Origin of the sequence: Aggregatilinea sp. (assembly GCF_036822615.1) — a bacterium.
Classification (GTDB): Bacteria; Chloroflexota; Anaerolineae; order Aggregatilineales; family Aggregatilineaceae; genus Aggregatilinea.
In genome coordinates this window covers 1-18,380 of sequence record NZ_DAISHJ010000107.1, presented here as the reverse complement: position 1 = coordinate 18,380, position 18,380 = coordinate 1, and the positions used below count along the sequence as shown (strand labels likewise).

The 18,380-nt window shown below is 63.1% G+C and carries 19 protein-coding genes; 6 read left to right on the top strand and 13 right to left on the bottom strand.

Translation table 11 applies throughout. The annotated features are described in order from the left end of the window. Positions 1-888, bottom strand: an 888-nt coding sequence (locus V7116_RS20640; protein ID WP_324393867.1) for a hypothetical protein, incomplete at its 3' end; no start/stop codon positions are given. Between the two features lie 129 nt (positions 889-1,017). On the opposite strand from V7116_RS20640, the gene V7116_RS20635 reads away from it, so the two are divergent. The 3 genes from V7116_RS20635 to V7116_RS20625 all read left to right on the top strand — a co-directional run bounded on the left by V7116_RS20635 (position 1,018) and on the right by V7116_RS20625 (position 4,340). Beyond that, on the top strand, positions 1,018-1,353 hold the full coding sequence (locus tag V7116_RS20635; RefSeq protein WP_324393866.1) for a hypothetical protein: 336 nt from the start codon (positions 1,018-1,020) through the stop codon (positions 1,351-1,353). A 119-nt stretch (positions 1,354-1,472) separates the two neighbouring features. Continuing rightward, positions 1,473-3,137, top strand: coding sequence for an ATP-binding protein (locus tag V7116_RS20630; protein WP_324393865.1), 1,665 nt, complete (start codon positions 1,473-1,475; stop codon positions 3,135-3,137). A gap of 390 nt (positions 3,138-3,527) precedes the next feature. After that, a complete protein-coding gene (locus V7116_RS20625; protein ID WP_324393864.1) occupies positions 3,528-4,340 on the top strand; it encodes a pyruvate, water dikinase regulatory protein in 813 nt (270 codons plus the stop codon). A 10-nt stretch (positions 4,341-4,350) separates the two neighbouring features. Here the strand turns inward: V7116_RS20625 and V7116_RS20620 are convergent, their stop codons facing one another. From V7116_RS20620 to V7116_RS20575, 10 genes are all read right to left on the bottom strand, one after another. Beyond that, entirely contained in the window at positions 4,351-5,115 is a 765-nt protein-coding gene (locus V7116_RS20620) for an ABC transporter ATP-binding protein (RefSeq protein WP_324393863.1), read from the bottom strand. A 10-nt stretch (positions 5,116-5,125) separates the two neighbouring features. Beyond that, entirely contained in the window at positions 5,126-6,148 is a 1,023-nt protein-coding gene (locus tag V7116_RS20615) for an ABC transporter substrate-binding protein (RefSeq protein WP_324393862.1), read from the bottom strand. Positions 6,149-6,381: 233 nt separating this feature from the next. Next, positions 6,382-7,209, bottom strand: a complete 828-nt coding sequence (locus tag V7116_RS20610; protein ID WP_324393861.1) for an ABC transporter permease — start codon at positions 7,207-7,209, stop codon at positions 6,382-6,384. Positions 7,210-7,268: 59 nt separating this feature from the next. Continuing rightward, complete coding sequence (locus V7116_RS20605; protein ID WP_324393860.1) at positions 7,269-7,568, bottom strand: putative signal transducing protein; 300 nt, start codon at positions 7,566-7,568, stop codon at positions 7,269-7,271. A 124-nt stretch (positions 7,569-7,692) separates the two neighbouring features. Further along, positions 7,693-8,211: a peptidylprolyl isomerase gene (locus tag V7116_RS20600; protein ID WP_324393859.1), complete on the bottom strand. Its 519-nt coding sequence runs from the start codon at positions 8,209-8,211 to the stop codon at positions 7,693-7,695. Positions 8,212-8,275: 64 nt separating this feature from the next. Then, complete coding sequence (locus tag V7116_RS20595; RefSeq protein WP_324393858.1) at positions 8,276-9,646, bottom strand: M20/M25/M40 family metallo-hydrolase; 1,371 nt, start codon at positions 9,644-9,646, stop codon at positions 8,276-8,278. 30 nt (positions 9,647-9,676) lie between these two features. Further along, positions 9,677-9,955, bottom strand: coding sequence for a DUF5661 family protein (locus V7116_RS20590; protein WP_324393857.1), 279 nt, complete (start codon positions 9,953-9,955; stop codon positions 9,677-9,679). Between the two features lie 46 nt (positions 9,956-10,001). Further along, positions 10,002-10,871: an LLM class flavin-dependent oxidoreductase gene (locus tag V7116_RS20585; protein WP_324393856.1), complete on the bottom strand. Its 870-nt coding sequence runs from the start codon at positions 10,869-10,871 to the stop codon at positions 10,002-10,004. A 20-nt stretch (positions 10,872-10,891) separates the two neighbouring features. Beyond that, entirely contained in the window at positions 10,892-11,383 is a 492-nt protein-coding gene (locus V7116_RS20580; protein ID WP_324393855.1) for an adenosine-specific kinase, read from the bottom strand. A 206-nt stretch (positions 11,384-11,589) separates the two neighbouring features. Continuing rightward, the gene (locus V7116_RS20575; protein ID WP_324393854.1) at positions 11,590-13,095 is read right to left on the bottom strand and encodes a carboxypeptidase M32; all 1,506 of its coding nucleotides are present in this window, start codon (positions 13,093-13,095) and stop codon (positions 11,590-11,592) included. A gap of 192 nt (positions 13,096-13,287) precedes the next feature. Here V7116_RS20575 and V7116_RS20570 point away from each other — a divergent pair, with 192 nt between their 5' ends. Further along, positions 13,288-13,737: an NUDIX hydrolase gene (locus V7116_RS20570; RefSeq protein ID WP_324393853.1), complete on the top strand. Its 450-nt coding sequence runs from the start codon at positions 13,288-13,290 to the stop codon at positions 13,735-13,737. A gap of 71 nt (positions 13,738-13,808) precedes the next feature. Here the strand turns inward: V7116_RS20570 and V7116_RS20565 are convergent, their stop codons facing one another. Both V7116_RS20565 and V7116_RS20560 read right to left on the bottom strand, forming a co-directional pair. Continuing rightward, complete coding sequence (locus V7116_RS20565; RefSeq protein WP_324393852.1) at positions 13,809-14,300, bottom strand: YciE/YciF ferroxidase family protein; 492 nt, start codon at positions 14,298-14,300, stop codon at positions 13,809-13,811. Positions 14,301-14,644: 344 nt separating this feature from the next. Beyond that, positions 14,645-15,277, bottom strand: coding sequence for a response regulator transcription factor (locus tag V7116_RS20560; RefSeq protein WP_324393851.1), 633 nt, complete (start codon positions 15,275-15,277; stop codon positions 14,645-14,647). 335 nt (positions 15,278-15,612) lie between these two features. Here V7116_RS20560 and V7116_RS20555 point away from each other — a divergent pair, with 335 nt between their 5' ends. Next, the gene (locus tag V7116_RS20555; RefSeq protein WP_324393850.1) at positions 15,613-16,632 is read left to right on the top strand and encodes a ScyD/ScyE family protein; all 1,020 of its coding nucleotides are present in this window, start codon (positions 15,613-15,615) and stop codon (positions 16,630-16,632) included. 180 nt (positions 16,633-16,812) lie between these two features. Next, positions 16,813-18,380 (top strand): ATP-binding protein (locus V7116_RS20550; RefSeq protein WP_324393849.1); only part of this gene is annotated, 1,568 nt, incomplete at its 3' end.

The window sequence follows — 18,380 nt, the reverse complement described above, 5'->3', positions numbered from 1 at the left end:
CTCGTCCAGCGTGGCGACCCATGCTTCGGCCTCGTCCGCCGAGGCCAGCGGCGCTCCGGCGTGCGCTTCCAGGCGGATCGTTGCTTCCGGCTGGCCGGAGCCGCTGCGCAGCGTCGCGGGGCGACCGGGTGCCCCGGCCACGATCTGCCAGTCCGCCGGGTACTTCAGCACGAAGCCCAACTGCTGGTCGATATAGGCAGGCCACGCGCGCGGCACGGCCTGAAGCTGTTCGTAGCTGAAGAACGTCGCCTGCACGTCCACCGTCAGCAGGTCGAGCAGCGCCGGATTGTTCGCGGGAACGACCACGCGCGCCACATACAGCGTGTCGCCTTCCAGACGCGAGATATCGCGCGCGATGTAGCTCACGCCCGCAGCGCCCAGCTCGAAATCGACCGTTACGGAGGCGTCCGTCACCTCGCGGCCCGTTTCTTCCCAACTGCCGTAATTCGACCATTCCGCCGCGTAGTAGGCTTCGTTCAGGAAATTGTCGCTCAACGACTGGAGCGACTCGTATTCCGTGCCCGGCAGCACGTAGGTGTGAAGCACCACCAGCCGCGACGTGCTCTGGATCACGGTGTCGAGGCGGTCCCCTTCCTGATCGAAGGGATTGTCCTCGATGCTCCACTCACTGCCGCGCGGCAGGAAGGTCTGGAACAGGCCGCTGCTGTGGATGTGCGGAAGCTGCCCTTCCAGGTTCGGGTTCGCGTCCGGGGTGGGCACGATGATCGACGTGGGCCTGGGGGTGCTCAAGGCTGAGGTGGGAACGACGGTAGTCGTGGTGCCTGGGTTGGCGAACAAGCTGACTACGAACGTAAAAATGATGATTCCACCGAGCAGCGCGCCCAACAGCGTCGTATTGCGGCGCGTGCGTTTGTTAGACAACGACATAGGATACTCCCCAACACAGTGCGACGAATAGCACGGAATAGCACGGCCAGTTCAGAATCGGGTACACTTAGGTAAGCCGAGGCCGACCAGCCCCAAACTATACCGCAAAAAGCGACGGGAGTGGAGATGATGCTGCCCGACAAAAACTCTCAACCGGCCCGCGAGCCCGCGCCCGCGCCGGAGATCGATCCTATCAGCCCCGAGGACGCCAGCGTCATTATGGAGCGCGCGCTGGAACCCTATACGGCGGACGGGTGGCAGGTGCTCTCCAAGAGCGCTTATGACGCGCACCTGACGCGCGGGATGCGCAACCTGGACGTTCGCGTGGATCTGCTCGGGCAGGTCGAAACGAACGAAACCGGCCTCACACCGCTGCAAGACAGCGGGCGGCTGACAGCGTGGGTGCTGCTGCTGGCATCGCTGCTGCTGGTGCTGACCGTCGCCTCGGTGTTAGGTATTATTTAGAAGGAGGCGGGATGCCGCGCGGATCGCGTCGGGTTTCCGTCATAATGGCGCGGCGACAGCCTCACGCTTTCGTGGTAGGATAACGCCACAAATCACTTTACCTGGATGATACTACCAGAATGAATGCACATCCTGCTTCTTTCCCTGGCGACGAGAGCCTTCTGCTCAAAAATGAGCAGCTTTCACACGAGCTTCAGCGCCGCATCGAACAACTGGCCGCGATCAATACCGTGGCGACTGCCGTCAGCCAAACCCTCGACCTGGAGAACGCGCTCGAAACCGCGTTGAACGCGGTCCTCAAGGTCATTCCGGTGCAGGCGGCGGGAATCAGCCTCGTAGACGAGAAGGCGAACGAGCTGGTTCTGCGCGCGCAGCAAGGCTGGAAATTCGATTTCGTCAGCCAGCCGATGCGCATCCCGCTGGGCAAAGGTATGTCGGGAATGGTCGTGCGCAACGACGAGGTGATGATCACCGGCGACGTCACGAATGACCCCCGGCTGCACGTGCAGGAGTTCGCACAGGAAGAAGTGCAGGCGATGGCGCTCGTCCCGATGCACGCGCGCGGGCGGGTCGTGGGCATCCTCAGCGTGATGAATTACGGCCCCTACGATTTCGACGCGGGCGAGATCGACATGCTGCGTGCGATTGGCGATCAGGTGGGCATCGCGCTGGACAACGCGCGGCTCTATGAAGACGCGCGCGAACAGTCCAGCCGACTGGGCGCGGTGCTGCACTCGTCCGGGGATGCCATCATCGCCACGGACAGTTACGGCAACATCAACCTCGTCAACACGACCGCCGAGTCGCTGTTCAACATCAGCGCGGAACGGCTGACCGGCACGCCGCTGCGGAATGCGCCCCTGCCGCCCAAAGTGCGTGAAGGGCTGCGCCGCGCGACCGCGCCGGACGGCAGCGGGAACACGGTGTTCGAGACGACGCTGGAAGACGGGCGTTTTCTGGCGGCGATCGTCTCGCCCGTGTACGCGAGCCGGGGGCTTGAAAACGACCGGCACGCCGAAGGCTGGGTGATGGTCGCGCGCGATATGACGTTTTTGCGCGAAGCGGAACAGTCGCGGATCAATTTCATCCGCGCCGCCGCGCACGATCTGCGCAATCCACTGGCGACGACGATCAACGCGTTGCGGATGCTGCACAACGACCTGGGCGGCCTGTCGGAGATGCACGAGGAAATCATCGACCTCGCGCAGCAGAGCATCAACCGCATGCAGGATCTGATCGACGACCTGCTGAACCTGGAACGCATCGAGAGCGGCGTGGACATCAAGGCCGAGCCGGTAGACGTGCGCGATCTGGTCGAGCGCGGGATCGTGGATACGGGGACGGGCTTCGTCGATCGCGGGCAGGTGCTGCACGTCGACGTGCCCGACTTTTTGCCGTATATCCTGGGCGATATGCACTGGCTGCACCGCGCTCTGGTCAACCTGATGACGAACGCCAACAAGTACACGCCGTCCGGCGGTGACATCACGATCCGCGCTTACGTGCGTGAGGATGACGTGTACCTCGAAGTGCAGGACAACGGCCCCGGCGTTTCGCCCGAGGCGCAGACGCGGCTGTTCGAGCGGTTTTACCGCGCCGCCGCCACCTCGCGCGACGTGAAGGGGACCGGGCTAGGCCTGTCGATCGTGAAGTCGGTAGCCGAGCAGCATGGCGGGCGCGTCTTCGTGCAGAGCAGCCCCGGTCAGGGCAGCACGTTTGGCATGATCTTCCCGCTGCCGCCTGACGACGAGATCGAGCGGCACATCAAGGGTGACAAAGGGTGAGGCGTTTTTTGCTCATTCTGTGCGGAAGTTACCAGCCACAGGCGCAACGGCAAAAACGGGCGGAGCAAGCCGGTAGGTCAGTAGAATACCGTGGTGGTCGTTTTTGACGTCCAAATTGACAAGAGTTGACCCTTAATGGCCCTTTTGCACTTCTAGAAACATGTGCGATCTGGTCAAAAAGGCTCAAAATCAAAGCTCCACGCTATTCTACGCAGCTACCAGCAAGCCCCGCCCCTACGAAAACTGTTTTCAATGCGCCCGTTTGGATCCTTCGATTCTCACCTCCGTGCCGCTGAATCCCATTCTGGACTGACGGTCTTCACCCGCCCGCGCAGTGCACGTTTGCCTATAATCTCCACATCGGACGGACGTACAGGCATAGGGCGAACGATGGACATTCCCCCGGTCTTTATCGTGTCAGGCGGCGTTGGGGCCAGCGGCGAGCAGTTGGTACGGACCGCGCTGGCGCAGTTCAACCACGCAGACGTGCCGATCCGCATCGTGCCGCACGTCAAAACGATGGAACAACTCGACGCCGTGGTGAAAGAGGCGATGAGCACGGGCGGATTCATCGTGCACACGCTGGTGGACCTTCACCTGCGGATCGCGCTGATCGAGATGGCGCGCGATCGCAACGTCGTCGCCATCGACGCGATCGGCCAGGTTCTGACGACGCTGTCGCGCGTGCTCGGCCAGTCGCCTTTGGGGCAGCCCGGCCTGTACCGGCAGATGCGCGAGGAACAGTTCCGGCGCATCGAGGCGATCAATTTTGCGATCAAACACGACGACGGGCTGAATACCAGAGAGCTGGGTGAGGCGGAAATTGTGCTGCTGGGGGTGTCGCGGGTGGGCAAGACGCCACTGAGCATGTATCTTTCGACGCGCGGCTGGAAGGTCTCCAACATCCCGCTGATCATCAACGTGACGCCGCCCCAGGAATTGTTCGAGATCGATCCGCGGCGGGTCGTGGGGCTGACTGCCGATCCCACCGTGCTGCTGATGTGGCGGCAGCACCGCCAGTCCAACCTGGGCCTAAGTCGAGGCAGCAGCTACATTGATCCCGATGTGCTGCAAGATGAACTCGATTTCGCCGCGCGGCTGTGCCGCCAGCACCAGTTTTCCATCGTGAACGTCACCGACAAGCCGATCGAAGAATGCTCCGACGAGATCATCGGCCATGTGACACGCCGCCTGAACGAATAAGCGGCGCGGGCTACGTCCGGCGGATGTGGTGGCGCAGGCGCTCGGTCAGCGCGACGAATTCCGGCTGGTGCATCAGGTCCAGCGAACGCGGGCGCGGCAGCGGGATCGTCTCGTCTGCGATGATGCGCCCCGGGCGCGGACTCATCACCAGGACCCGGTCGGCCAGCAGCACCGCTTCGGGGATGCTGTGCGTGACCATCAGCACGGTTTTGCGGTGGCGCGCCCAGATGCGCAGCAGCTCCTCGCTCATCTGCTCGCGCGTCAATGCGTCCAGCGCGCCGAACGGCTCGTCCAGCAGCAGCACTTCGGGGTAATGGATCAGGGCGCGGCCAATCGCCACGCGCTGCGCCATGCCGCCCGACAGTTCGGCGGGATAGGCGTCCGCGAAGCTGGTCAGGCCGATCAGGTCGAGCATGCTCGCCGCGCGCTCGTCCTGTTCCGCGACGGGTAGGCCCGCCAATTCCAGCGGCAGCACGAGATTACCGTACACGGTGCGCCAGGGCATCAGGTTCGCCTTCTGGAACATGACCCCGATGCGCCGCACCGCGTGCGTGACCGGCTGGCCGTCGAGCAGGATACGTCCGCCAGTGGGGGCGAGCAGCCCGGCAAAGATGCGCAGCATCGTGCTTTTGCCGCAGCCGCTCGGCCCCACGAGGCACACGAACGATTCACGCGCCAGTTCCAGCGTCACGTCGTCCAGGGCGGGCACGCCGCCGGTCGGGCTGGCATAGATGTGGTGGATGTGTTCGGCGGCGAGAATCGTATCGTTTGGCATCGGTCGCGTCCTAGTCCGGCAGGAAGCTCATATTGTATCCGGCGCTCAGGTCGTCCAGCGGCGCGGACAGCAGGCCCGTATCGAGCAGAATGGTCTGCATGTGGTTCCACGCCTCGGGATCGGTCGCGCCCGGCTGGTCGGACTGCCACAGCGCGAGCGAGTTTTGCAGCACCTGGCGCTGCGTGTCGTACTGGTCTTCGGGCAGATCCGTGACGTATTTTTCCACGCTGACCTCGAACACCGCGTCAGGATCGGCCAGGGTGTCGGCCACGCCGTGCAGAATGGCGCGCACCATGCCGCGCACAAGGTCGGGATTGTCGCTGATCGTCGTCTCGTTGGTGACGAGGCCGTTGGCGACGAGGTTGGTATAGTCGGACACCTCGATCACGTTGACCTCGGTGCACTGCTGCTCGATGGTCAGCGGCTCGTTGGCGATATAAACGGCTGCCGCTTCGACCTGCCCCTCGCAGATTGCTTCGGGCGCGGCGAAGCCAATCGAGCGCAGCTCGCCCAGGTCGGCCTCGGTCAGATCGGCGTCGGCCAGCAGCGCGCGCAAACCGAGGTAGTTCGCGCCGAAGGGACCCGGCACGCCCACGATGTGCCCGGCGAGATCGGCAGGCTCGGTGATGCCTTGCTCGACCGGCGAGACGATGCCGACCGGGAAGCGGTGATACCACTCCATGATGTACACGAGCGGCAGGTTCTGCGCACGGCCCAATACCACCTGCTCGCCGCTGAAGATCCCGAACTGCAAATCGTTGCTGCCCAGGCGCTGAACGCCATCCGCCTCGTTAAAGCTGTTTTCGATTTCGAGGTCGATCCCCTCATCTGCGAAGTAGCCGCGTTCTTTGGCGATGTAGATGGGCGCAAACTGCACGCTGGGCACGTAGCTCAAAAACAGGGTGACGTGTGTTTGTTCGGCGGGTGTTTCGTCTTCCTGAGTCAAGACGTATGTCCCGATCAGCAGTCCGATGACGATCAGCGCGATGAGGGCCAGCACCGTGACGCGATTGCGGACGCGAGAATGACGCATTTGCATAAGAGTTCCTCCGGTGAGCAGCATTCAGGATCAGCCAGCGACGAACAAATACAGTTGTTAGTTTTCAGCTGTTAGTAAAAGCAAGTAATGTCGCAGCCCTCATCCCCAGCCTCTCTCCAATCAAGTTGGAGAGGGGAGAAAGCTGCCTGGTTTTACCTTTGCCTGTTTTTGATTTTGTTCCTGACCAATCACTAAAAACTAATGACTGATGAGTGCGCTTTCCCCGTCTACCGGGTGACCTTCTGCCAGCCGAGCAGCAGCGCTTCCAGCCATGCCGCCAGCCCGTAGAGCGTGAGCGCGAGGGCGGTCAGCGTGAACACGGCGGCGATCACCAGCGGCGTGTCGTAGACGCCGCGCCCGAAGTTGATCAGGTAGCCCAGCCCGGCGTTGGCGCTGACGAATTCCCCCACCACCGCGCCGATGACCGACAGCGTGGCGCTGACCTTCAGCCCGCCGATCATGATCGGCAGTGCGGCGGGCAGCTCCAGGTGCCAGAACGTTTGCATGGGGGTCGCTTCCAGAGAATCCATCAGGTCGCGCAGCTCGCCGGGAATGTTACGAATGCCGAGCATGGTATTGATCAGCGTTGGGAAGAAGACCAGCAGGGCGCAGACGATCACTTTGCTGGTCATGCCCGCGCCGAACCAGATGATCAGCAGCGGGGCGATGGCGACGATGGGGATCGCTTGCAGCGCGACGAGGTACGGCGTCAGCGTGTAGGCAATGATGCGGCTTTTGGCGATGAGATAGCCCAGGGTGAAGGCAGCGAAGATGCCGAGGATGAGGCCGGTGAGCACCTCGCGCAGCGTGACCGCCGTGTGGCGCAGCAGCGATCCGTCCGACGCGATCTGCCACCAGCGATCCGCCACCGCCGCCGGGGAAGGCACGATAAAGTCCGCATACAGGCCGGAGCGTGCCAGCAGCAGCCACGCGACGAACAGCAGCAGTCCGAACGCGGGCGCGAGCAGCAGATGCCAGCGCGCCGCGCGGATGCGTCCCGAACCAGGGGAAGTCTCCAACGCGTCAGATGCGCGATGGGCGGCAGAATTGGACATAGGGCGTTCTCGTTGAATGTGCCGGGGAGGCGAGATCGGGCTGCGGCCCACAACCACGATTACTCTACGTCGTCGCCGGGCAGAAGCTCATCATCTGGTTCGACATCGCCTTCTTCGAGCAGTGCCATCGCGTCGGCGTAGTAGTCCTCCGGCACGGCAATGTCGATGTTGCCCAGCAGCCCAAAGGATACCGGGATCGCCGTGCTGGCGGCTTCGCGGAACAGAAATACCGGAATTCCCGCGCTGCGCAGCAGCCCGGCGGGGATCTCCGCCTGGACCATGCTGGTCGCGTGGGCCACGATGTACCAGGGGCGCTGGTCGGGACCGCGCCGGATGAGTGCCTTATCGTCGTCGCTCATACGGCAGATAATAACGGGTCCGTGACGGCTCGGCAATGATCTTGTTGGCGGGAATTGAAGGGGGAGCGGGCGGTAGGGGCGTATAACGATACGCCCCTACAAAATGTACGGGTGATCGGCGGTGCTACGACTCGGTGATCTCGATGGTGTGCAGGGCCGTGCCGGGTTCGCGGGCGCGCATGGGATCGCGCTCCGCAATCTTCATCAGCACGTCGATGCTGTCCTTGCCGTGCACCTGGCCGAAGACGCCGTGCTTGCCGTTGAGGTGCGGCGTCGGGCCGTGGGTGATGAAGAACTGGCTGCCGTTGGTGTTCGCCCCGGCGTTCGCCATGCTCAGAATCCCGGCGGTGTCATGCTTGAGCGCCAGCGCGCCCGGCTCATCGTTGAAGCGGTAGCCGGGGCCGCCGCGACCGGTCCCGGTCGGGTCGCCGCCCTGGGCCATGAAGTTAGGGATGACGCGGTGGAAGGTTGTGTTGTCGTAAAAGCCATCGCGCGCCAGAAATACGAAGTTGTTGACCGTGATCGGCGCTTCTTTGGCGAACAGATCCACCACGATATCGCCCACGCCGGTCTTGAAGGTGGCGGTGTAGGTCTTGTTCGGATCGATCACCATTTGAGGCGGTGACTTATATTCTTTTGCCATGTGGTTCAAATTCCTTTCTGGTTTGGGTTAACGCTGTGCTCAGAGTGTACCAAACTCGCGCGCTTTAAGCCGTTGCTTCCGCGAAGTGCGCGATCAGCGAGGCGGTGAAGCGCATCGAGTCGAAGTAGTCGTCGATGAAAATGTTCTCGTTGGGCGAATGCGCGCGCATGTCGGGATGCCACGTCGCCCCGGCGAAGCAGACCGGGATGCCCGCCACCGTGCTCATGGAATACATCGGGCCGCTGCCCGCGAACCACGGCAGCATGATCGGGTCTTTTTCCCACGTCTCGATGCTGGCCGCGACCGCCGCGCGCTCGATCAGGCTGCCGGGCGGGGAGCTGGCCGGACCTTCGCCGCCGAGCTTGATGATCTCGATGTCGTTGAAGCCGCGCCGGTCGAGGTGGGCGCGCAGCAGGTCGTAGGCCAACTGCGGCGTGAGGTCCGGCACGAGGCGGAAGTCGAGCTTGACCATCGCTTCGGCGGGCAGCACCGTCTTGGAGCCGGAGCCGGTATAACCGGACTCGAAGCCGCAGATGGTGATGGTCGGGTCCGCGAAGTAGTGGCGGCGCGCTTCCTCGTCGGACAGGCCGTTCAACCACCGGTCGAGTCCCCAGTTTTCGCGCATCTTCTCGAACTCCATCGGCACGGCGTCGATGGCGGCCCACTGCTCGTCGGTCAGCGGGCGGACGTGGTCCAGGTAGTCGTCGAGCGTGATGTTATCGTCCTGGTCCTTGAGCGTGCTCAGCGCCCACACCAGCCGCCACGCCGGATTGGGCACCATCGGGGAATTGGACGAGTGCAGGTCGATGCGCGGCCCCTTGCAGCGCAGCTCGAAGTACATGATGCCTTTGCAGCCCAGCCCGAACTGCATGCGGCCCGCTTCGTCGTAGCCGCCGCCTTCCCACAGCAGGCCGTCGGCGGCCAGCAGATCCTGGTGGGCGCGGACCCATTCTTCCAGGTGCACGCTGCCGATCTCCTCCTCGCCCTCGACCACCCACTTCAGCCGCACCGGGAGCTGGCCCTGGGTCGCCTGCCACGCTTCGACGGCCTGGATGCGCGAAAGCAGCTCGCCCTTGTCGTCGGACGTGCCGCGCCCCCACAGCCGCCCGTCGTGGGTCGCCATTTCGAACGGCGGCGTCTCCCACAGCGCGACCGGATCTTCCGGCTGGACGTCGTAGTGGTTGTAGATCATCAGCGTGCGCGCGGCATCCTTCGGGCCCAGGTCGGCATACACGACCGGCGATCCGGGCGTGGGGAAGATCGTCACGTCCGCGCCCAGCTTGCGGAGCCGCGCCGCGACCAGCTCGGCCATGTCGTCCACGCCGCGCGCGTCTGCGGCGACGCTCGGCACAGCGATGAACTCCCCGAACTCGGCCAGGAAGCGATCGCGGTGTTGCTCGATGTACTCGTCAAATTCTTTCGTGCGATAAGGCATCTTCGGCTGCATCCTCTCGGTTAAGATGGCTCAATGCTCGCGCCCGGCCCAGTACTCTTCGGCTTCTTCTTCCATCTTCTCCAGGCGCGTGTAGTAATCGGGAAATTCGTTCAGGTGGGCCAGCGCGATCTTGCCGGTCAGGATCGGATCGTTGCCGGTGACGTCCGTGGACGGATCGTGCAGGCCGTGTTCCAGCTCGACGTCCAGGCCCATGCGGTACTGCTCGACATCAAAGCGCGTCCAGTCGATGCCCAACTGCTCCCCGATCTGGCGGGCTTGCTCGGCGGTGAAATGCTTCTGCTCGGTCATGCTGCGCCTCCTTATCGACGCTTGCACACACTTGCCGGTCTGTGGTTTATCCCCGGCCCGGCGGTCCCTGGCGAATGCGCGCCAGGATCGCCTCGGCGGGCCAGTTCGGGTCGCCCTCGGACCAGCCGTAGCGCCAGGGGTTGAGGTTTTCGATCCACCACGTCACGCCAGCGGCGGCATAGGCGGCGACCATTTCCGCCTCACGCGCGGCGTTGATCCCGGTGCTGATGCCGGAATGCACGATGTCGAACGGCGCGTCGCCGCGCTGCTCGCGGATGAATGCGGCGAGTTCCGCGATCTCGTCCGGCGGCAGTTGATCGCTCCAGCCCGCGCCGCGCCCCAGCGGCACGACGCCATCCCAGCGCGCGGCGCGGCGGAACGGCGGCTTGTTGGGCCAGTTGCCCGCCACCCAGATCGGGATGCGCGGCTGCTGCGCGGGCGTCGGGCGGAATTCCGCGTTCTCGACCTGATAGTACGCACCGTGATAGGTGAACGGCTCGCCGCGCCACAGCCCGTCCAGCACGGTGAGCGCTTCGTCCAACCGCTCGCCGCGCTGCTTGAGGCCGGGCGCTTCCCCGAAGCGCTCGAACTCCTCCGGGTGCGTGCCCAGCCCGACGCCCAGGATCAGCCGCCCGCCGGAGAGCCGGTCGAGCGTCGTGGCCTCCCGCGCGACCATCTGCGGGCGGCGGCGCGCCATCGGCGTGATCAGCGGGCCGAAGCGCAGCCGTTCTGTGCGCAGCACGACCGCCGTCAGCGCGATCCACGGATCGGCTACCTCGACGGGCCACCACATCGCCAGATGGTCCCAGATGAAAAAGCCGTCCCATCCGGCGGCCTCGGCCTCCGCCGCCAGATCCGCCAGCGCGCGCGCGTCTGCGTGCGCGCCAAAGTGAGGAACATCTACGCCGAAGAGCATCGAATACCGTCCTGTGTGCGTTACAGCTTATACCCAAAGCGGCGCAGCAGGCCCTTACGCCACGAGATGCCCGCGTCGTCCTCGACGCCGCGCGGCGTTTCGCCGTCGATCACGCCCATGATGCCGCGCCCCATGTCCGTCTCCGCGACGATGACCTGCGTGGGGTTGGCCGTCGCGCAGAAGGTGTGCACCACTTCCGGCACGCGCTGGACCACGTGCAGCACGTTGATCGGGAAGTAGCCTTCGCCCAAAAACAGGATGAACGAGTGCCCCGCGCCGATGGCCCGCGCGTTCTGGATGGCGAGATCGATCATTTCCTGATCGGTCCCGGTCCAGCGGACCAGCCGCTCGCCGGACGCCTCGCAGAACGCCAGCCCAAACTTGATGTTCGGCACGGCGGTTACCAGCGCCTCGTGAATGTCTTCCACCGTCTTGATGAAGTGGCTTTGGCCCAGGATGAAATTGATCGCTTCTGGCTTTTCGATTGGCACGATGCTCATCTGCACGCTCATCGATGGCTCCTTCGCGTGGAATACGGTCCCTTTACCGTCTTCATTGTAAACCGGAAGTGCGCGCGCGGGGCAACCAACCGGGCGGGCGCAGCGCAGGAAATGTGCGGGGGCGTATCGCAATACACCCCTGCGGGGATGTGAACATCTGGTGTAGGGGCAATTCATGAATTGCCCCTACGAGGAAACGCACCGGGAGAATTGTGAGTTTACAGGTCGTACAACTCGCCGTACTTGGCCCGCAGGTAGCGGATGTACGGCTCGATGGTCAGCGGTTGGCCGGTGACCCGCTCGGTCAGCTCGGCGGCGGTGAACTTGGATCCGTGCGTGTAGATGTTCGACTGGAGCCAGTCGTGCAGCGTGGCGAACTGCCCGCGCCCGATCTCGTCGGGGATCTCCGGGTGGGCACGCAGCGCGGCGTCGTAGAACTGCGCGCTGAGGATGTTGCCCAGCGTGTAGCCCTGGAACGCGCCGCCGATCAGCCCGCCGTACCAGTGCACGTCTTGCAGCACGCCGTCGCTGTCGTTGGGCGGGGTGATGCCGAAATCTTCCTCGAAGCGCGCGTTCCACGCGTCCGGCAGGTCGCGGATCGCCAGCCGATCTTCGAGCAGCGCCTTCTCGAAGTCGAAGCGCAGCATGACGTGCAGGTTGTACGTCACCTCGTCGGCGTCGGTGCGGATCAGCGAGCGAGCGACTTTGTTGATCGCGCGGTAGAACGTGTCCAGCGAGACGTCGCGCAGTTGGGCCGGGAACATCATCTGAAGCTGCGGGTAGTAATAATCCCAGAAGCCGCGGCTGCGCCCGACGATGTTTTCCCACAGGCGCGACTGGCTCTCGTGCACGCCGGACGACGCCCCCTCGGCCAGCGGCGTCGCGTCGTAGGCGGCGTTGATGCCCTGCTCGTACATCGCGTGACCGGATTCGTGCAGCGTGCTGAACAGCGCTTCGTCCAGGCGATGCTCCTTGACGCGCGTCGTGATGCGCACATCGCCGCGCGAAAATGTGATCTCGTAGGGGTGGTGCGTCTTGTCCTGACGGCCCCGGTTGAAGTCGTAGCCGAAGCGACGGATGATCTCCGCGCCGAACGCGAGCTGCTTCTCTTCGGGATAGTACTCGTGCAGGCACGAATCATCGGCGGGCGGCTGGCTGACGATCGCCTGCACGATCGGCACAAGCTGCTCGCGCAGATCCGCGAAGATCGCGCCGACCGACTCGGCCTTCATGCCGTAGTCGCTGAAGTCGATCAGCGGGTCGAGGATGTGATCGTAGCCGGGGAAAAAGTTCGCCAGCTCGCGGCTGAGGTCGAGCGTCTTTTCCAGGGCAGGCTGCACGCGCTTGAAGTCGTTCACGGGGCGCGCCTCGGCCCAGATCTGGAACGTTTCCGCCGTGTGATTGGCGATCGTCGCGGCGAAGCCGGACGGGACTTTGATCTCGCGCTCGTAGACGCGGCGCGTCTGGCGGATCAGCGCGGCCTCGTCCGAGTCGTAGGGCAGGCTTTCGGCCCACGGTTCCAGCTCGTCGAGCAGGCGGCCAATGGCCGGATCGGTCAGCTTGTCGTGCGCGAGCTTGCTGAGCGTCGCCATCTGCCGGGCGCGGGCCGCCGCGCCGCCGGAGGGCATGTAGGTGGACTGGTCCCAGTAAAGGACGGCTCCGGCAGTACTGAGATCGCTGGCTTCGATCAGCCGGGCCTTGAGGTCTTGAAGTTTGTCTTCCACGGGCGTAAACCTCTCTTCGCGTGTTGAGGGCGACACGGTCGCCGCCTGGACCAATGGGTAATCACCCTGTTATACGCCGTTATACGACGGCAGTCTAGCGCCGCCGCCAGTTTACGCGCTGCGGGCTGCTCAAGGGACGCCCGATCTGTTATAACTCGTGCAGGGTAACGGGCAGGTACGGAAGGAGAGCGCATGAAATCGCGTGATGAAGTCTCGGCGGGCGGCGTGGTCTATCGCAGGACGCCGACGGGCGAGATCGAGGTGTTGATCTGTAAGGCTGCCAGTTACCACCGCTGGGTGCTGCCCAAGGGGCTGGTCAACAAGGGCGAGGATCTGCCTGCGGCGGCGCTGCGCGAGACGGAGGAAGAAGCCGGCGCGAAGGCGCGCATCGTCGCGGCGCTGGAAGAGCCGGAACGGTACATCTACGTGGCGAAGGGCGTGCGGGTGTTCAAATCCGTCACGTATTTCCTGATGGCGTACGAGTCCGGCGACGAGCACGTCCACGATCACGAAATGGAGGCGGTGCACTGGACGCCCATCGACGAGGCGATCGATCTGCTGGCGTACGACGGCGCGAAAAAGATCGTGCGCCGCGCAAAAGCCATGCTCGAAACGCTGGCGGACCCATCAGAGGCGGAGTGATCGAAACAGGGACCACCTCTGCGACGATCCCTGCTAAGTTGGTTATTGGGTTTGGTCTGCTGCGCCCGGCCTTACTGCGCCTTGGCGTTGACCCGGCTTTCGGCAATTTGCGTCAGGCGCTTGTCGGTCTGGCTTTCCTCGTTGAGCGTCTGCTCAAGGATTTGCGCTTCCTTGTCGTGACCCATCGTTTGCGCCCACGTCCGAAGCGTGCCATATGCTGAAATTTCGTAGTGCTCAACCTTCTGTGCGCCGGCGATGAGGGCGGCGTCGAGTGTTTGCTTATCATTGACTTCCTTGATGATTTCCTTGCCTTCGGTCAGCAGGCCCTTCATCCCTTTGCAGGCTTTGCGCTTCGGCGTTTCGCCCAGGTTCTCGAATACCTGCTCCAGGCGGCTGATGTGCTGTTCGGTCTGCGACAGATGCTCTTTGAAGGCGCTGGTCAGCTCGCGGTTGGTCGCGGCTTTCTGCATGTCGGGCAGCGCCTCGGCAATCTGGTGTTCCGCGTCATAGAGGTCTTGCAGTTCTTCGACAAACATCTCGTGAAGTGACTTCGGGGAGGCCATAACTCGTCCTTTCCGTCTCGTTTTAGCTCGTTTTTGGTTACTCGTTCGAGTCGACTTTCATTCCTTCACATCACGCCATCAAGCATAACGTGAGTCCCGATCACGGATAAGAGACGGTTGGGTCAATTTTGCATGGGCCGGGAGCACTATCACGGTCTAGATACGGTCATGGCGCTGCTTATAGACCGCCCGTGTCACGTCAAAACACAAGCCTCGTTGACAAGATAAAACGAGGCAAAAAAACATGGCGAGTCACACGACCCGCCATGCTGAAGATACGCTGAATGAGGCTCGATTTCTGCGCCGCAAGAGGCAGAGCGAGAGACCGCCAAACGAGACGGCGGCTACAGACTCTCGACCAGCCCGATCCGCACTGCGTACAGCGCGGCCTGCGTCCGGCTGGCGACGCCGAGCTTGCTCAGAATGTTGCTGACGTGCGTCTTGACCGTCTTCTCGCCGATGATGAGGCTGGCCGCGATCTCTTTGTTGGCGTATCCCATCGCCAGCAGGCGCAGCACTTCCGTTTCGCGCTCGGTCAGCGTTTCGGGATTGTCGGGCGTGCGCACTTCGCGCATGAGCCGCGCGGCAGCCTGGGGCGAGAGCTGAACCTGGCCGGAGGCGGCGGCTTTGATCGCGCGCGCCATCTCGCCCGCTTCGGTTTCCTTGAGCAGATACCCGACCGCTCCCGCACGGATCGCCCCGATCACGGTGCTGTCTTCGAGCATACTGGTGAGCGCGATGACTTCCGTATCTGGCAGTTCGTGCCGGATGATCCCCGTGGCCGTGATCCCGTCCATTTCGGGCATCATGAGGTCCATCAATACCACGTCGGGTTGGAGCTGGCGCGCCATTTGGACGGCCATGCTGCCGTCAGAAGCTTCACCAATGATTTCGAGATCAGGGTCGGGATTCAAGAACATGCGCAGTCCCTGACGAACAACCGAATGATCGTCCGCCACCAGGATACGGATCGGCATACCAATCTTTGACGCTTCGCTGGAGGAAGTATGCGGAGAAAACAACTGCGGTGCGATTGCCACGGATCCACATCCCTTACTCTGTGCCTGCGGCGATTAACTGCGCGGGCATTCTTTTGTATGAAGCAGTTTAACTATAGCATTGTTTTACTGGATATTGAAGTTATTAGATATAAAGAACTGATATAAGTCGATTAGCTCCGCCAAAAGGCGGATATCGTGCTCCGACTTTTCCCGGATGCGTTTCTGCTGTGCTCCCCTCACAATAAATTTCACAACTGCATCATCTCCATCTACGGCTTTCTCGAATCCAATCACAGCTATGGAGGATCTACATGACACGGAAGTTCTTCGCTTTTTTGTTGGTTCTTGCCAGCTTCGCCCTGTTATATGCCCCGACTGCGGCACAAGATAACGTGATTGTGGACGGCTTGAACAGCCCGCGCGGCATGGCGTACGATGCCGACGGCAACCTGTATGTGGCGGAAGCCGGTGTTGGCGGATCGGTGAGCGTCGCGGGCAACGACGAACTGGGCAGCGGCACGGTCGGCGGCACGTCGCAGGTGACGATGATCGCGCCGGACGGCACGCAGTCGGTGGCCGTAGCCGCCCTGCCGAGCCTGAGCACCGGGCCGGAGGGCCTGGGTGTCGTGCATATGGTGATCACCAGCGAGTCGATGTGGCTGGTGTTGAACGAAGGCGTGCCGATGCTGCCCTTTGCCGACAGCGTGATCGAACTGGACCGCGCGACCGGGCGTATGACGAACTTCATCGACCTGTACGCCTACGAGCAGGACAATAACCCTGACGGCACGGACGAGATCTACAGCAACCCGACCGATGTGGCGCTGGCTGATGACGGCACGCTGTACATCGTGGATACGGGCGCGAACACGCTCTACACCTGGACCGAAGCCGATGGCTTGCAGGTCTTCAAGTCGTGGGGCGACGATCCCGTGCCGACCTCGGTGGACTTTGCGCCGGACGGCACGCTGTATGTGGGTTTCCTGGGCCAAGGCATTGCCCCCGGCGCGGCGCGCATCGATCACCTGGATGCGAACGGCGAAGTGATCGAGATGTTTGGCAACCTGACCGCCGTGACCGACATCGTGGTGACGGACGACGGCGCGCTCTACGCGGTGCAGATGCTCCAGTTTGGCGAGCAGGGCCCCGCGCCGGAATCGGGCAGCGTGGTTGCGGTGACGGCTGATGGCGCGACCCCGGTACAGGAAGGCCTGAACTTCCCGTATGGGCTGGAAGAAACGCCCGACGGCGACCTGGTCGTGAGCGTCAACGCGGCGTTTGTTGACCCCGGCACGGGCGCGGTGATGCTCATCCCACTGGGCGAGATGTAACCGTCACATATCCTAGAAAAACCGGACCGGGCGGGCTGCGCTGGAAGCAGATCCGCCCGGTTTGCGTATGCCGCCGGTTTTCCTCATGCGCTTTTCTCAAATTAGAAAATACGTGCTACTATTGACCGTATTCAGACGCATTTTACGACCAGCCGCGCGAGCGGCGAGACAGGGAACACAATGTCCTTTATTGAAGCGCCAACCACCTTTTACATGGGCCGCCGCTTCGACCCCACGACCCGCCGGTTGGTGGACGAGGTCGTGTACTACGACTCGCGCGACCTGACCACGCATGCGGTCGTCGTCGGCATGACCGGCAGCGGCAAGACCGGCCTGTGTGTGACGCTGCTCGAAGAGGCGGTGATGGACAACATCCCGTCGATCATCATCGATCCCAAAGGCGACATCACGAACCTGATGCTGGCCTTCCCGGACCTGAAGCCGGAGGAGTTCGCGCCGTGGGTGAATCCCGACGACGCGCGCCGCGCCGGGATGGAGCCGGAGGAGTATGCGGTCGAGGTCGCGCAGCAGTGGCGCGACGGCCTCGCCAGTTGGGGCATCGGGCCGCAGCGCGTTTCGACCTACAAAAACAACGCCCGCTTCACGATCTACACACCCGGCTCGGACGCGGGTATGCCGGTCAGCATTCTGGACGCGATGCACGCCCCGCGCGACGGCTTCGACAACGACCAGGAACTGCACCGCGAGCGGTTGAGCGGCATCGTGACGGCGCTGCTGGCGTTGATCGGCAAGAGCGCCGATCCGCTCAAGGACCGCGAGCACATCCTGATCGCTAACATTTTTGAATATGCGTGGCGGCGCGGGCAGGATCTCACGCTGGAAGACGTGATCGTCCAGGTGCAGAGGCCGCCGTTCACCAAGCTCGGCGTGTTCGACGTGGAGACGTTTTTCCCCGAAAAAGACCGCTTCGCGCTGGCGATGGAGCTGAACAACATCATGGCCGCGCCCAGCTTCCAGAGCTGGCTGCAAGGCGAGCCGCTCGATATCCAGAGCCTGCTCTACACGCCTGAAGGCAAGCCGCGCGTTAGCATCTTCTATGTGGCGCACCTCAACGACGCGGAGCGCATGTTCATCGTGACGCTTCTGCTCGAAAACGTACTGGCGTGGATGCGCACGCTCAGCGGCACGACCAGCCTGCGCGCGCTGCTGTACTTCGACGAGGTGTTCGGCTTCTTCCCGCCGCACCCGTATAACCCGCCCAGCAAAACGCCGCTGCTGCGCCTGCTCAAACAGGCCCGCGCGTTCGGATTGGGGCTCGTGCTGGCGACGCAGAACCCCGGCGACATCGACTACAAGGGCCTGTCGAACGCGGGCACGTGGTTCATCGGCAAGCTGCAAACCGAAAACGACAAAAACCGCGTGCTGAGCGGCCTGGAAAGCGCCGTGGGCGCGAACAGCACGCTGGACGTGGACGACATCGACCGGCTGCTGAGCAGCATTGATCCGCGCGTGTTTGTGATGAACAACGTGCACGACAACGGCGGCCCGATCGCCATGCACACGCGCTGGGCGATGAGCTACCTGCGCGGGCCGCTCACGCGCCAGCAGATCCGCACGCTGATGGCCCGGCAGCGCGAGCAGCCCTATTACCCGCAGATGAGCAGCCTGGGCCAGGGGAATATCCCTGTGCCGCAAGGCACGCAGCCGCTGGCGAAAACCGGGCCGCGCATCGCGGAGCCGCCGGTGAGCAGCGGCGCGACCCCGCCCCCACAGACCCTGCCCGAAAT